Consider the following 14,693-nt stretch of genomic DNA (forward strand, 5'->3'; position numbering starts at 1 on the left):
GCCTCAGATTGCCAGATCTTCCAAAGACTTGCCGGCCGCCAGCGCCGCCTCGACCCATTTCGGCTTGCGCCCGCGCCCGGTCCAGGTTTCGGCCGGATTTTCGGAGTTGGCATATTTCGGTGCCACCGCCTTGCGGGGTTTTGCGCTGCTCAGCTCGGCCAGTTCGGCAAGCGAATAGCCCATCTTGCGCGCGCTTTCCTCAAGCTCGGCCAGCGCCTCGCGCTTCTTGCGATCCTCGTAGGTTTCAATCGCACGGTCGACCTTGGTGCGCAGCGTCTTGAGTTCGGCAAGCGTCAGATCGTCGAAACTGATATCCATTCCAGAGCCTCCGGGGTGGGTTTCCCGGAAGATAAACATCAAAATGGAGTGGATTTCAAGTTTTTCCGAAAATCAGCGCGGGCTGCGTTTCGCCAGAATGCGCTGCAGCGTGCGACGGTGCATATTCAGCCGGCGTGCAGTTTCAGAAACGTTGCGGTCGCACATTTCATAAACGCGCTGGATATGTTCCCAGCGCACGCGGTCGGCGCTCATCGGGTTTTCCGGCGGCGGCGGCAGGGCCTCGCCATTCGCCAGAAGCGCGCTGGTGATGTCATTCGCATCCGCGGGCTTCGACAGGTAGTCGGTCGCCCCCATCTTCACCGCGGCCACCGCCGTCGCGATCGCGCCATAGCCGGTCAGAACCACGATCCGCGCATCGGGGCGTTTCTCGCGCAGCGCCTCGACCACCTCGAGCCCGTTGCCATCCTCAAGTCGCAGGTCGATGACCGCATAGGCGGGCGGGCGCCCCTGCGCGATCGCCTTGCCGGCGGCGACGGTCTCGGCGGTCTCGGTCTCGAAGCCGCGCTTTTCCATCGCCCGGGCGAGACGGGTCAGGAAGGGCACGTCGTCATCGACCAGAAGCAGCGTCCGGTCCGCCCCCAGTTCCACGAATTCGTCCTCGGCCATCTTCCGTCCCCCGCATGTTTGCTGAGACGGTTCTAAGGCGTCCCGCGGAACGGGTCAATTTCCGGCTGCCCCGGAAATCCCTTATTTTCCCGCGCCCTTCCACGCATCGACGAAACAGGCGACCGAGTCGGCCATCTGTTCGGCGGTGGTGTCCCGGTTGTAGAATTCCACAAAGCCGATCTCGGGGAAGACCAGATAGGTCTGCGTCGAGTGGTCGATCAGCGTGTAGGGGTCGCCCGGATTCTGCACCTTGAAATAGGTACGATAGGCGCGCGAGGCCGCCGCCACCTGCTCTTTCGAGCCCGTGAGCCCGATCATCTTCGGGCTCATGATATCGGTGAATTCGCGCAGCAGTTCGGGCGTGTCGCGGTCGGTGTCGACCGAGATGAACACCGGCGTCACGTCATAGCCGCGCCCGTCGAGGATATCCGTCGCCTCGGCATTGCGCGAATTGTCCATCGGGCAGACATCGGGGCAATAGGTATAGCCGAAGTAGAGCAGGCTCGGCTTGGTGAAGACGTCCTTGTCGGTGACGGTCTTGCCGTTCTCGTCGACCAGGGTGAAGGGCCCGCCGATCTTCGCGGTGCCGCCGACGACACCCTTGCGGCATTGCGCGAACATGTCGGCATCGCCGCCGCGGGTGGCAAGCCAGGTGGCGCCCAGTCCGGCGACCACGAGGACGGCGGCGGCGATGGCGGCGGCTTTCGGGGTGATCTTCATCGTCGGTCCTTCCGGTGGGCTGTGCATTGATCGCAGGGCGGGACGCTACTATCAAGGTTCGCAACGGAAAATGTGACAACAGGACCCATCAATTCCGGGTCCGGATCGGAGCAGAGATGGCGGAACGGCCCGAACCCGGACTGCGCCTGGCCGAAAGCCATCAGGACTGGGTCCGCCTGCGCACGCTGATCTTCCTGCGCTGGACGGCGATCGCCGGGCAGCTTGGCGCGCTGCTGGTCGCCCTTTACTGGTTCGACATCGCGCTTGATCTGCCGCTGTGCCTGGCCACCATCGGCGCCGCGGTCGCGGCAAACCTGGTGGCGATCCGGCTCTTCCCGGAAAGCCGGCGGCTGAGCCAGGCCGAGGTGACGGCGACGCTGCTCTTCGACACCGCCCAGCTCGCGCTGCTGCTCGCCCTCACCGGCGGGCTGAACAACCCCTTCGCGCTGCTGATCCTGGTGCCCGCGACGATCGCCGCCACCGCGCTCGAGCTGCGCCCGACGCTGCTTCTGGGCACCGCGACGATCGCGATGATCTCCTGCGTGGCGCTGTTCAACCTGCCGCTGACCACAAAGGACGGGATCGAGCTGGCGATGCCGCCGGTGATCGAATTCGGCACCTGGGTCGCGATCGTGGTCGGGGTGATCTTCCTCGGCGGCTATGCCCACCGCATCGCCGGCGAGATCCATTCGATGGGCGATGCGCTGCTGGCGACACAGCTGGCGCTCGCCCGCGAGCAGAAGCTGACCGACCTCGGCGGCGTGGTGGCGGCGGCGGCGCATGAGCTCGGCACGCCGCTCGCGACGATCAAGCTGGTGTCCTCGGAGCTTGCCGACGAGCTTGATGACCGGCCCGAGCTGTACGAGGACGCGCTGCTGATCCGCGAGCAGGCCGACCGCTGCCGCGACATCCTGCGCTCGATGGGCCGCGCCGGAAAGGATGACCTGCACCTACGCTCGGCACCGCTGCTTGCCGTGCTGCGCGAGGCGGCCGAGCCGCATCTCGACCGTGGCAAGGAGATCCGCTTCGAGGCCGCCCCGGCCCCCGGCGGGTCCGACCGGCAGCCGACGATCTACCGCTATCCCGAGCTCATCCACGCGCTGCGCAACCTGGTGCAGAACGCCGTCGACTTCGCGCAAAGCACGGTCTGGGTCGACGCCGAATGGACCGGCCAGCAGATCACCGTGCGCATCACCGACGATGGCCGCGGCTATGCGCCGGGGGTGATCGGCCGGATCGGCGACCCGTTCCTGCACAGCCGCCCGACCGAACGCGGCACCCGCCCGGAATACGAGGGCATGGGTCTTGGCCTGTTCATCGCCAAGACCCTGCTCGAGCGCACCGGCGCCCGGCTGCGATTCGCCAATGGCCTGGAACCTGCAGGCGAGGACGGCGCCGCGCCGCGCCGTTCAGGCGCGGTGGTCGAGGTGCGCTGGCCCGCCGCGCGCCTTCTTGCCCCCGAAACCGGCCCTCTGGGCGAAAATGTCCCGATCACGGCATAACCCCAGGGCGAAAACTCTCGCGCAATACACGCTTAACGTGTAATTCACCATTCTGCCCGGAGGATTCCCTCGAAGGGCGGAAAGGACATGGGCGATGCAGGGTGGATGGCTCGAGGCCGTGATCATCGTGACCACCTCGATCGGCGCGGCGATGCTGGCGCTGCTGCTGCTGTCGCATTTTGCGCCGCGCCAGACCCCTGCACGCCCGAGCGCCGCCGCGCATCCGGTTCTGGAACCCGCGGTGTTCCTGTTCGACGATCATCACCTTGTCGATGCCACCGGCCCCGCCCGCAGCCTGATCGCCGCGACCCGCGCCAGCGGCAGCGACTGGGACCGGCTCTGCGCCTTCCTCGCGCCGCGGTTCGAGGGCTTTGCCCGCGCCATGGGCGCACTGGCCGAACAGGGCCGGATCGAGCTGACCTCGGTGCCCGATCCGGAACGCCGCCCACCGCTGCGGCTGCTGGCCGAACATCTTGGCGGCCTGGCCCGCATCACCCTGATCGACCCAGCGGCCGAGGGCAGCGGCGTGCTGGTCGACGGGCTGTCGCAGCGCGCCCTCGAGGACGAGCTCGCCCTGCTGCGCCAGGCCTTCGACTCACTGCCCGCCCCGGTCTGGCGCGAGGATGCGCAGGGCGGCATCTGCTGGGCCAACCGCGCCTATCTGCTGCTGTCCGAGGCCTTCGGCGACAGCGAGGAGTGCCTCGTCTGGCCGCTGCCGCGGCTGTTCCCGCATGAGGAGACACCGCATCCGACGCCGCGCCGGCTGCGTCTGGCCCGGCAAAGTGGCCCGGTCTGGTTCGACTGCCACAGCTTCGCGCTGACCGACGGCACGCTGCATTACGCCCAGCCCGCCGATGCCGCCGTGCGCGCCGAGACCGCGCTGCGCGATTTCGTGCAGACCCTGACGAAGACCTTCGCCGGCCTGCCGATCGGCCTTGCGATCTTCGACCGCGAGCGCCGGCTGCAGTTGTTCAACCCGGCGCTGATCGACCTGACCCAGCTCAGCCCCGATTTCCTCTCGGCGCGGCCGACGCTCTATGCCCTGCTCGACCGGCTGCGCGAGTCGCGGATGATGCCGGAACCGAAGGACTATCGCAGCTGGCGGCTGCAGATGACGGCGCTGGAAAAGGCCGCCGCCGCGGGCTTTCACACCGAGACCTGGAGCCTGCCGGGCGGGCAGACCTATCGCGTCACCGGCCGCCCGCATCCCGATGGGGCCGTCGCCTTCCTGTTCGAGGACATCACCGCCGATATCTCGCTGTCCCGCCGCTTCCGCGCCGAACTCGAGCTTAGCCAGGAGGTGCTCGACCTGATGCCCGAGGCCGTCGCGGTCTTCCGCGCCTCGGGCGAGCTTGCGCTGTCGAACCGTGCCTATGACCGGCTGTGGCAGGTGGAGCCCGGCACCACGCTGGGCCGCGTCACCATCCTCGATGCAACCCGGCGCTGGCAAGAGGTTTGCGGCGCAAGCATGCTCTGGCCGCAGGCGCGCGCCTTCTGCCTGCGCTCGGCGGAACGCCTGACGATCGAGGACGAGGTGTCGCTGCCCGACGGCACGCCACTGCACTGCCGCTTCGTGCCGATCCAGGGCGGCGCGATGTTGGCCGGCTTCAGCCCCGCCCGGGTCCCCGTCGGCGCCCTGCCGCAGTCGAGTATCTGATACGGGTTGCGGCGCGGACCGGGCGCGGTAGAGTGCGCCCATGCCGACCCAGACGCCCCCCCTCTTCACGCTTGACCTGCCCGATGCCGAGGCCACCGCCCGGCTGGGTGAAACCCTCGCCCCGCTGCTGCATGCGGGCGACGTTCTGCTGCTCGAGGGCCAGATCGGCGCCGGCAAGACGCATTTCGCCCGCGCCCTGATCTCGGCCCGGCTTGCGGCCCTTGGCCGGCACGAGGACATTCCCTCGCCGACCTTCACGCTGGTGCAAAGCTATGATGCTGCGCCCGAGATCTGGCACGCCGACCTCTATCGGCTGACCCACCCCGACGAGGCGATCGAGCTCGGCCTGGAAGAGGCGTTCGAGAGCGCGATCTGCCTTGTCGAATGGCCCGACCGGCTGGGGGATCTGACCCCTGCGGGCGCCCTCACCCTGCGCTTTTCGCTGCGCGCGGGCGGCGCGGCGCGCGCAGTCGAGATCGCGGGCGATGCCGGCTGGCGCACCCGCCTGCAGCCGTTGGAAAGCTGGCCCGATGCCTGAGACACTCAATGCCTTCCTCGCCGCCGCCGGCTGGGCCGACGCCACCCGACGCCCGCTGGCGGGCGATGCCTCAGCCCGCCGCTATGAACGCCTGGCGCGCCCCACGGGCGCCCGCGCGGTGCTGATGATTTCGCCCTCGGCCGACGAGATCAGCCGCTTTTCCCGCATCGGCCGCTGGCTGCGCGCGGCCGGCTTTTCCGCCCCCGAGATCTTCGCCGAAGACGCGGCGGCAGGGTTGATGCTGCTCGAGGATCTGGGCGATGACCTGCTGTCGCGGCTGCTGCACGACGATCCGGCGCGCGAGGGCGAGATCTATGGCTTCGTCACCGAGTTCCTGCTCGACCTGCACCGCCTGCCCGCGCCGGAATTCGTCGCGCCCCTCGACGGGCCGGCGCTGGCCGAGCTGGTCGAGCTGACCGTCGAACACTATCCGACCCTGTCGCAGACTGCCGCCGAGGCGGTGCCGGGCCAGATCACGGCGCTTTACGCCGGGCTTGTCCCCGTGGCCCCGGTGCTGTGCCTGCGCGATTTCCATGCCGAGAATGCGCTCTGGCTGCCCGGGCGCAGGGGCACGGCGCGGCTTGGTCTGCTCGACTTCCAGGATGCCGTTGCCGCGCACCCGGCCTATGACCTCGTCTCGGCATTGCAGGACGTGCGCCGCGCCGTCTCGCCCGCAGTCGAGGCGCGCGAAAGGGCCCGCTATGCGGCGGCACGCGGGCTCGATCCGGTTGATTTCGACAGGGCCTGCGCCCTGCTCGGCGCACAGCGGGCACTGCGCATCCAGGGTGTCTTCGCCCGCCTCGCGAAGCTTTACGGCAAGCCGCATTACCTCGATCTGATGCCGCGCAACTGGGCGAACCTGATGCACAACCTCGCCCATCCGGCGCTCGCCGATCTGGCGGCGACGGTCACCGCGGCCTTCCCCGCCCCCGATGCCGCGCTCATCGCCCGGCTGAAGCAGGAGGCCGCATGAGCCCCGACGCGCTGATGCTGTTTGCCGCGGGATTCGGCACCCGGATGGGAGAGCTGACCCGCAGCCGGCCGAAGCCGCTGGTCGAGGTGGCCGGACGGCCGCTTCTCGACCACGCGCTCGACATCGCGCGTGCGGCGGGCGTCGCCCGGATCGTCGCAAACACGCATTACCTTGGCGAACAGGTCGCGGCACATCTTGCCGGCAGCGAGGTGCGGATCTCGGACGAGAGCGAGCGCATCCTCGAAACCGGCGGCGGGCTGCGCAAGGCGCTGCCGCTGCTTGGCCCCGGCCCCGTCTTCACCCTGAACACCGACGCGATCTGGACCGGGCCGAACCCGCTCGCCACACTGCGCGCCGGATGGGACCCCGCCCGGATGGGCGCGCTGCTTGCCCTCGTGCCGGTCGAACGCGCCACCGGCCACAGCGGCACGGGCGATTTCTCGCTGGCCCCCGATGGCCGCATCCGGCGCGGGCCGGGCTATGTCTACACCGGCGCGCAAATCCTCGATCCGGCCGGAATAGAGACGATTTCGGACGAGATCTTCTCGCTTAACCGGCTCTGGGACCGGATGCTGGCCGAGGGCCGCGTCTTCGGCGTGGTGCATCCGGGCGGCTGGTGCGACGTCGGTCGGCCCGAAAGCATCCCGCTGGCCGAGGCGATGCTGGGCGCCCGCCATGGCTGAGGCGCCGCTCTTCGCCCTGCCGCCGGGCGTCGACTTCGCGCGCGAGCTTGTCACCGGCCTGATCGCCCGCATGCAGGCCGAACCGCCCGAGGCGATGGCGCGGCTGCGGCTGTACCTGAACTCGGGCCGGATGATGCGCCGCGTGCGCGAGGAATTCGACCGTGCCGGCGCCCGCTTCCTGCCCCGCCTCGCGCTGATCTCCGACCTGCGGCGCGAGCCCGTTGCCGGCATCCCGGCCAATGTCTCGCCGCTGCGCCGGCGGCTGGAACTCGCTCAGCTGGTGGCGGGGCTGGTCTCGCGCCTGCCCGCTTTCGAGGCGGGCGCAGGTCTGTTCAGCCTGACCGACAGCCTTGCCACGCTGATGTCCGAGATGCAGGGCGAGGGCGTGCCGCCCGAGGCGCTCGAGGCGCTCGACATCCGCGACAGCCACGCCGAGCACTGGCAGTTCAGCCTCGAGTTCATCCGCATCGTCGCCCGCTTCTTCGAGGAAGACAGCGCCCCCGACATCGAGGCGCGCCAGCGCCGCATCGTCGAGGCGCTGGCCGCGCGCTGGCGCGACGCGCCCACGGACGAGCGGATCGTCGTTGCCGGTTCGACCGGCTCGCACGGGGCGACGGCGCTGTTCATCGAGGCGGTGGCGGCGCTGCCGAACGGGCTGATCGTGCTGCCGGGCTTCGATTTCCAGATGCCCGAGCCAGCCTGGAACAGTCTCTGTTCCGGCAAGATGCCGATCGAGGATCATCCGCAATTCCGCTTCCGCGCGCTGCTCGACCGGCTTCACCGCAGCCCGGCCGAGGTGCAGCGCTGGACCGATGCCGAGCCCGACACCGGCCATCGCAATGCGCTTGTCTCGCTCGCGCTGCGGCCGGCGCCGGTCACCGACCAGTGGCTGAACGAGGGCGCGCAGCTCGGTGACCTGCGCCCGGCCTGCGAGGGGCTGTCGCTGATCGAGGCGCCCGATCCGCGGCACGAGGCGCTTGCGCTTGCACTGATCCTGCGCGAAGCGGCCGAGCGGGGCGAACCCGCCACGCTGATCACCCCGAACCGGATGCTGACCCGCCGCGTCGCCGCCACGCTCGACCGCTGGGGCATCCTGCCCGATGACAGCGCCGGCGCGCCGCTGCACCTGTCGGCCCCAGGCCGTCTGCTGCGCCATGTCGCGCGGTTGCGCGGCCGCACGCTGATGATCGAACCGCTTCTGGTGCTGCTCAAGCATCCGCTGACCGGCGCCGGCGCCACGATGCGCGGCCATCACCTGCGCTTCACCCGCGAGCTTGAACTCTGGCTGCGCCGCCATGGCCCGGCCTTCCCCGATGCCGCGGCGCTGACCCGTTGGGCTGGGGGCGATGCGGCGAAACAGGCCTGGGCCGACTGGCTGGCCGCCCTTCTGCCGCGCTTCGAGGACGCCCCGGTTCAACCACTTTCGGCCTGCATCGAGACGCATCTGGCGCTGGTGGCCGCGCTGGCCGCCGGCCCGGACGGCTCGCCCGAAGCCAGCGGTTTCTGGCAGCTTGATGCCGGGCAGGAGTGCCTGCGGGTCTTCACCGAACTGGCGGCCGAGGCCGAGCATGGCGGCAGCTATGGCCCCGCCGATTACGCCGATCTGGTCGACACGCTCTTGCGCGCGGGGCAGGTGCGCAACCCGCTCACCGTGCATCCTGGCATCACCTTCCTCGGCGCGCTCGAGGCCCGCGTGCAGGGCGCGGGGCTTGTGCTTCTGGGCGGGCTGAACGAGGGCAGCTGGCCCGAGGCGCCGGCCCCCGACCCGTGGCTCAGCCGCAAGATGCGGCTCGATGCCGGCCTGCCGCTGCCCGAACGCCAGATCGGCCTCTCGGCGCATGACTTCCAGCAGGCGATCGGCGCACGACAGGTGGTGCTGTCACGCTCGCGTCGCGATGCCGATGCGGAAACCGTGCCCTCGCGCTGGCTGAACCGGCTGACGAACCTGCTGGGCGGGCTGACCGAGGGCCATGGCCCCGAGGCGCTGGCCGCGATGCGGGCGCGCGGCAGCGGCTGGCTGCAGCTCGCCGAGGCCGCCGAGGCGCCGCGGCTGAGCCTGCCCCCCGCCCCCCGCCCCGCGCCCCGCCCGCCCGCCGAGGTCCGCCCGCGCGAGCTGCCGGTGACCGCGATCAAGACGCTGATCCGCGACCCTTACGCGGTTTACGCCGGGCGCATCCTGCGCCTGCGCCCGCTCGATCCGCTCCGGCCCGAACCCGACCCACGGCTGCGCGGTCAGGTGCTGCACCTGATCGTCGAACGCTTCCTGAAGACCCGGCCCGAGGTCGAAAGCCTCGACGCAGCCGAGGCGCGGCTGCTGGCGATCGCCGAAGAGGTGCTTGCGACCGAGATCCCCTGGCCAAGCGCACAAAGGCTCTGGCTCGCCCGGATCCGCCGCATCGCCCGCCGCCTGGTCGAGGACGAGGCCCGCCGTCAGGCCGAGGGCACGCCCGTGGTGATCGAGACCCGCGGCACCCAGGCCCTGCCTGCGCTCGGCTTCACCCTGACCGCGAAACCCGACCGCATCGACATCCGCACCGACGGGCGCGCGCATCTGTTCGACTACAAATCCGGCCTGCCGCCCTCGGACAAGGAAGTGCGCTATTACGACAAGCAATTGCTGCTGGAAGCCGCGATGATCGAGCGCGGCGCCTTCACCGCGCTTGGCCCGCGCGAGGTGGCGGCAATGACCTATATCCGGCTTGGCGGCGAGGGCGAGACCCGCGACCTGGCCATCCCGCGCGAGGAGGTCGCCGAGAGCTGGGAGAAATTCACCCGGCTGATCGCGCGCTATATCGACCCGAAGACCGGCTATACCGCGCGCCGCGCGCTGCGCTCGACCCGCGACGTGAGCGATTACGACCAGCTCTCGCGCTTTGGCGAATGGCAGCTGAGCGACCGGGCCGAACCGGAGGATCTGGCATGAACAGACCCGATCTGGCGACCGAGCGGCAGATCCGCGCCGCCGATCCCGCCGCCTCGACCTGGCTGTCGGCGAATGCCGGCTCGGGCAAGACCAAGGTGCTGACCGACCGCGTGGCGCGGCTGCTTCTGGGCGGGACCGAGCCGCAGAAGGTGCTGTGCCTGACCTATACCAAGGCCGCGGCAAGCGAGATGCAGAACCGGCTGCTGAAGCGGCTCGGGGCCTGGGCGATGCTGGAAGACGGCGCGCTGCGGGGCGAGCTTGACCGGCTGGGCGAGGCGGGACCGATCACCGACGAGCGTCTGGCGCAGGCGCGGCGTCTCTTCGCGCAGGCGATCGAGACCCCGGGCGGGCTGAAGATCCAGACGATCCATTCCTTCTGCGGCGCGCTTCTGCGCCGCTTCCCGCTCGAGGCGGGGGTGCCGCACGGCTTCACCGAGCTTGACGACCGCAGCGCAGCCGAGCTGCGCGCCGATGTGCTGGAAGAGATCGCGGCGGGACCGGAGCGGGCGGTTCTGGATGACCTCCTCGCCTTCCACACCGGCGAGGATCTGGGCGAGATCATCGACGAGATTCGCAAGAACAGGGTCGCTTTCCAGCGCGAACCGGACCGCGCGGCGCTGCTCGAGGGGCTGGGCCTGCCCGCCGGTTTCGGCCCCGACGATCTGCCCGGGATCGCCTTCGACGGCAGCGAGGCGGCGCTGATCGAGGCGGTGCTGCCGGTCTTGCGCGGGCAAAGTGCGACGATGAAGAAGCTGGCCGAGGTGCTGGCCGCGATCGACTGGCGCGACCCGGGCCCCGCGGCACTGCCCCCGCTGTTCGCACAGTTCCTCTACAGCAAGGACGGCCTGCGCATCGCCGAGGCGAAAAGCGCCAGCCTGCTGACCAAGGGCGCGGTCAAGGAGCTGGGCGAGGATCTGACCGACGCCTTCCGCGCCCTGATGGAGCGCGTGGCCGAGGCGCGCGGCGCCGAATTCGCGCTGGCCAATGTCGGCCGCAGCCTGGCGCTCCACCGCTTCGCCCGCGTCTTCCTGCCGCGCTATCGGGCGCGCAAGACGCTGGGCGGCTGGCTCGACTTCGACGACCTGATCGACCGCGCGGCACAGCTTCTGTCGCGTGGCTCGGTGGCACAATGGGTGCTGTTCCGTCTCGATGGCGGCATCGACCACATCCTCGTCGACGAGGCGCAGGACACCAGCCCCGGGCAATGGGCGGTGATCGAGCGGCTGGCCGACGAGTTCACCGCCGGCGAGGGCGCCCGGCAGGAAACCCGCACGATCTTCGTGGTGGGCGACCGCAAGCAGTCGATCTATTCCTTCCAGGGCGCCGACCTGCACCGTTTCGAGGCGATGCAGAGCCACTTTTCGGCGAAATTCGCGGCGATCGAGCGGCCCTTGCAGGTGAGCGAGCTGCAGCACTCCTTCCGCTCCTCGCCGGCGATCCTGCGGCTGGTCGATCTGACCTTCGCGGGCGAGGCGGCAGGCGGGCTCGGTGGCGTGCCCGAGCATATCGCCTTCAAGACCGGCCTGCCCGGCCGCGTCGACCTCTGGCCCGCGATCGAGCAGTCGAAGGACGAGAGCGAGGACGACTGGGAGGCCCCGGTCGATCTGCCCGGTGCGGAAGATGCACAGGTCATTCTGGCCCACACCATCGCCGCCGAGATCGCCGCGATGATCGCGCGCGGCGTGCAGATCCCCGAGGGCGCGGGCGCGCGGCCGGTGCACGAGGGCGACTTCCTGGTGCTGGTGCAGCGCCGCGGCCCGCTCTTTGCCGAGATCATCCGCGCCTGCAAGGCGGCGGGACTTGCCGTCGCCGGCGCCGACCGGCTCAAGCTGGGCGCCGAGCTTGCGGTGAAGGATATCGGCTCTGTTCTGGCCTTTCTGGCCACGCCCGAGGATGACCTGTCGCTCGCCGAGGCGCTGCGCTCGCCGATCTTCGGCTGGAGCGAGCGCGAACTTTACGCGCTCGCCCAGCCCCGCAAGGGCTATCTGTGGCAGGCGCTGCGGCGCGACGGCACCCGCCCCGAAACGCTCGAAATCCTGCAGGACCTGCTCGATCAGGCCGACTTCCTGCGCCCCTATGACGTGATCGAGCGGTTGCTGAACCGTCACGGCGCGCGCGAACGGCTGATCGCGCGGCTTGGCGTCGAGGCGGAGGATGGCATCGACGAGCTGATCTCGCAGGCGCTGGCCTATGAGAGCACGGAAATCCCCAGCCTCACCGGCTTTCTCGGCTGGCTTGGCGCCGAGGAGATCGAGGTCAAGCGGCAGCTCGAGAACGAGGGCCGCACCGTCCGCGTGATGACCGTGCACGGCGCCAAGGGGCTCGAGGCGCCGATCGTGATCCTGCCCGACACCGCGAAACCGCGCCCGCCGAACGGCTCCGATGTCTACACCACGACCGAGGGCACCGCCTATTGGAAGGGCCCGACGGCCGAGATGCCGCCGGTGCTGCGCGGCTTGCACGAGGCAGCGATTGCGCGGGCGCGCGAGGAGCGGATGCGGCTTCTGTATGTGGCGCTGACGCGGGCCGAGAAATGGCTGATCGTGGCGGCTGCAGGCGATGTCGGCGAGGACGAGGACAGCTGGTACACGCTGGTACAGGCGGGGCTCGAACGGGCCGGAACAGAGCCTGTTTTGGCGCAATCGGTGCAGGCGCAGGCGCTTGGGCCCGTCGCGCGCCTTGCGCATGGCGACTGGCCCGCCTCTGCCGCGCCTGCGGCCGCAGCACGCTCCGATGCCACCGCCCTGCCCGACTGGATCCGCAGCCGGGCGCCGCGGGGCGAGCGGCCGGCGGCGGCGCTCTCGCCCTCGGACCTTGGCGGGGCGAAGGCGCTGCCGGGCGAGACCGACTTCGCCACCGAGGAGGAAAGCAAGCGCCGCGGCCGACAGCTGCACCTGCTCCTTGAACACCTGCCCGAGCGGCCGCGCGAGGACTGGCCCGAGGTCGCGCGCGACCTGCTGGCCACCGGACCGGACCGCACCGACGCGACCGAGGCCGAGGCACTTCTGACCCTCGTCACCCCGGTGCTCGACCGGCTGGACGAGATGGGCTTTCTCGGCCCCGACACGCTCGCCGAAGTGGAGATCACCGCGACCCTGCCCGAGCTGGAGAACCAGCGCATCCACGGCACCATCGACCGGCTGCGGGTGACGCCCGATCTGGTCAGCGTGCTCGATTACAAGTCGAACGCGGTGCTGCCGGGCAGCGCCGAGGAGGTGCCGCCTGGCCTTGTCCGCCAGCTCGCCGCCTATCGCGCGGCGCTGCGGCAGATCTATCCCGGGCGGCGCATCGAATGCCTGCTGGTCTGGACCCGCAGCGCCACGCTGACACGGCTTGACGACGCACAGATGGATGCGGCATTGCGCACAGCCCCCGCGTCTTGACGCTTCGGGGGGCGGGGCCTACCTTCCCCGCAACCAGACCCTCAGGAGAACCCCATGACCACTGTTGCCGTCACCGACGCCACTTTCGATCAGGAAGTGCGCAATTCCGACATCCCCGTCGTCGTCGACTTCTGGGCTGAATGGTGCGGCCCGTGCCGCATGATCGGCCCGTCGCTCGAGGAGATCGCGGCCGAGTTCGAAGGCAAGGTGAAGATCGCCAAGGTCAACGTCGACGAGAACCCCGACAGCCCGGCCGTTCTGGGCGTGCGCGGCATCCCGGCGCTGTTCCTGTTCAAGAACGGCCAGGTCGTCTCGAACAAGGTCGGCGCCGCGCCGAAGGCCGCGCTGAAGTCGTGGATCGAATCGGCGCTCTGATCGCCGCCAGACCGGATTGACAGAAAGGGCGCCGTCGGGCGCCCTTTTTCAGATCGGCCAGCCGTTGCGGCGCAAGGCGGTCAGGATGCGGTCGCCACTGTCGCCCCGCCCGGCGTTGATCGCGCGCTGCTGCAGGAACCAGTAGAGATAGCGGCGCACATCGGGCGCTGGCCGCGGCGCAAGGGCCGCCTCGATCCCGTCGCGCGGCACGCTCGCCGCGATGTGATGAAAGTCGATCTGCGCGAAAAGCAGCGCGGGCTTTTCCAGGAAATACCCCTCGAAGGCCATCGCGCTGTTCTCGCAGGCGACCATGGTGCAGCCTGCCAGCACCTCGGCCGAACCGCCCTTCTGCACGGTGAGCCGCGGATGGCGTGCGGCCAGCGCCGCGAGCGCCGCGGTCTCGTCGTCGAGATAGATCTCGTTCGGGTGCAGCGTAGCGATGATCGGCCGGTAGGTCCGCGCGAGCAGCGTCTCGAGCATCGCAAGCGGGCTCATCGACTGGAAGCTGCGATGATCGAGCAGCCGCCCCTGCAGCGGCACGAAGATGTGGCCGCGGTCGGTGGTGTCGCACCCGCCGGGCCAGAGCCTGTTTCTCCAGTTCCGGAAGAAGATTTCGGCCTGCCGCGCATCGACCGTTTCGGGGTCGAAAGCCGCCCGCGCCACCGGCCAGTGCCAGCGCTCCGCCACCGCCTCGATCTGCCAGAAGGCGCCGACATAGCTGCGCCGGCAGGTCAGCGCGCGCTCATGCGTCGGCTCTTCCATGTGGAAAAGCGCATGACCCGGCCGCGCCGGCGCGGCAAGGCGGCTTGCCAGCGTGCTTTCCTCAAGCGCCACCTGCCAGCCCGCGCCCGTCACCGCCGCAATCACCTTGCCGAAGAAGTTGTGCGTGCCGGCCTCGACCCGCCGCAGCGCGGGGGCGTCAAGATACAGGGTCAGGGTCTCGCGGGAACTCATGGTGCGCAGGCTACGCGGGCGGCACGCGCCCGGCAAGGGT

General features: G+C 69.8%; 12 protein-coding genes. 8 read left to right on the forward strand and 4 right to left on the reverse strand.

Going from position 1 to position 14,693, the window contains the following annotated elements:
* Nucleotides 1–3: 3 nt before the first annotated feature.
* The 3 genes from DYS74_RS03140 to DYS74_RS03150 all read right to left on the reverse strand — a co-directional run bounded on the left by DYS74_RS03140 (nucleotide 4) and on the right by DYS74_RS03150 (nucleotide 1,665).
* Complete coding sequence (locus DYS74_RS03140) at nucleotides 4–318, reverse strand: H-NS histone family protein (protein WP_121530817.1); 315 nt, start codon at nucleotides 316–318, stop codon at nucleotides 4–6.
* A gap of 72 nt (nucleotides 319–390) precedes the next feature.
* Nucleotides 391–945: an ActR/PrrA/RegA family redox response regulator transcription factor gene (locus tag DYS74_RS03145; RefSeq protein ID WP_121530819.1), complete on the reverse strand. Its 555-nt coding sequence runs from the start codon at nucleotides 943–945 to the stop codon at nucleotides 391–393.
* Nucleotides 946–1,026: 81 nt separating this feature from the next.
* On the reverse strand, nucleotides 1,027–1,665 hold the full coding sequence (locus DYS74_RS03150) for an SCO family protein (RefSeq protein WP_121530821.1): 639 nt from the start codon (nucleotides 1,663–1,665) through the stop codon (nucleotides 1,027–1,029).
* A 116-nt stretch (nucleotides 1,666–1,781) separates the two neighbouring features.
* On the opposite strand from DYS74_RS03150, the gene regB reads away from it, so the two are divergent.
* The 8 genes from regB (at nucleotide 1,782) to trxA (ending at nucleotide 13,699) form a co-directional block, all read left to right on the forward strand.
* Nucleotides 1,782–3,167 carry a sensor histidine kinase RegB gene (regB, locus tag DYS74_RS03155; protein WP_121530823.1) on the forward strand — a complete coding sequence of 462 codons (1,386 nt, stop codon included), beginning with the start codon at nucleotides 1,782–1,784 and terminating at the stop codon, nucleotides 3,165–3,167.
* Between the two features lie 94 nt (nucleotides 3,168–3,261).
* On the forward strand, nucleotides 3,262–4,824 hold the full coding sequence (locus tag DYS74_RS03160) for a PAS domain-containing protein (RefSeq protein ID WP_245965179.1): 1,563 nt from the start codon (nucleotides 3,262–3,264) through the stop codon (nucleotides 4,822–4,824).
* Nucleotides 4,825–4,864: 40 nt separating this feature from the next.
* Nucleotides 4,865–5,362, forward strand: coding sequence for a tRNA (adenosine(37)-N6)-threonylcarbamoyltransferase complex ATPase subunit type 1 TsaE (tsaE, locus tag DYS74_RS03165; protein WP_121530825.1), 498 nt, complete (start codon nucleotides 4,865–4,867; stop codon nucleotides 5,360–5,362).
* Nucleotides 5,355–6,335: an aminoglycoside phosphotransferase family protein gene (locus DYS74_RS03170; RefSeq protein WP_121530827.1), complete on the forward strand. Its 981-nt coding sequence runs from the start codon at nucleotides 5,355–5,357 to the stop codon at nucleotides 6,333–6,335. Before tsaE ends, DYS74_RS03170 begins: the two co-directional genes overlap by 8 nt.
* A complete protein-coding gene (locus tag DYS74_RS03175) occupies nucleotides 6,332–7,018 on the forward strand; it encodes a nucleotidyltransferase family protein (protein ID WP_121530829.1) in 687 nt (228 codons plus the stop codon). Before DYS74_RS03170 ends, DYS74_RS03175 begins: the two co-directional genes overlap by 4 nt.
* Complete coding sequence (gene addB, locus DYS74_RS03180; RefSeq protein WP_121530831.1) at nucleotides 7,011–9,941, forward strand: double-strand break repair protein AddB; 2,931 nt, start codon at nucleotides 7,011–7,013, stop codon at nucleotides 9,939–9,941. Before DYS74_RS03175 ends, addB begins: the two co-directional genes overlap by 8 nt.
* On the forward strand, nucleotides 9,938–13,324 hold the full coding sequence (gene addA, locus DYS74_RS03185; protein ID WP_121530833.1) for a double-strand break repair helicase AddA: 3,387 nt from the start codon (nucleotides 9,938–9,940) through the stop codon (nucleotides 13,322–13,324). The genes addB and addA overlap by 4 nt, the downstream gene beginning before the upstream one ends.
* 54 nt (nucleotides 13,325–13,378) lie before the next feature.
* Nucleotides 13,379–13,699, forward strand: a complete 321-nt coding sequence (gene trxA / locus DYS74_RS03190) for a thioredoxin (RefSeq protein ID WP_121530835.1) — start codon at nucleotides 13,379–13,381, stop codon at nucleotides 13,697–13,699.
* 48 nt (nucleotides 13,700–13,747) lie between these two features.
* Here the strand turns inward: trxA and DYS74_RS03195 are convergent, their stop codons facing one another.
* Entirely contained in the window at nucleotides 13,748–14,653 is a 906-nt protein-coding gene (locus DYS74_RS03195) for a hypothetical protein (RefSeq protein WP_121530837.1), read from the reverse strand.
* Between the last annotated feature and the right edge of the window lie 40 nt (nucleotides 14,654–14,693).

Source organism: Paenirhodobacter hankyongi, from assembly GCF_003664585.1.
Classification (GTDB): domain Bacteria; phylum Pseudomonadota; class Alphaproteobacteria; order Rhodobacterales; family Rhodobacteraceae; genus Rhodobacter; species Rhodobacter hankyongi.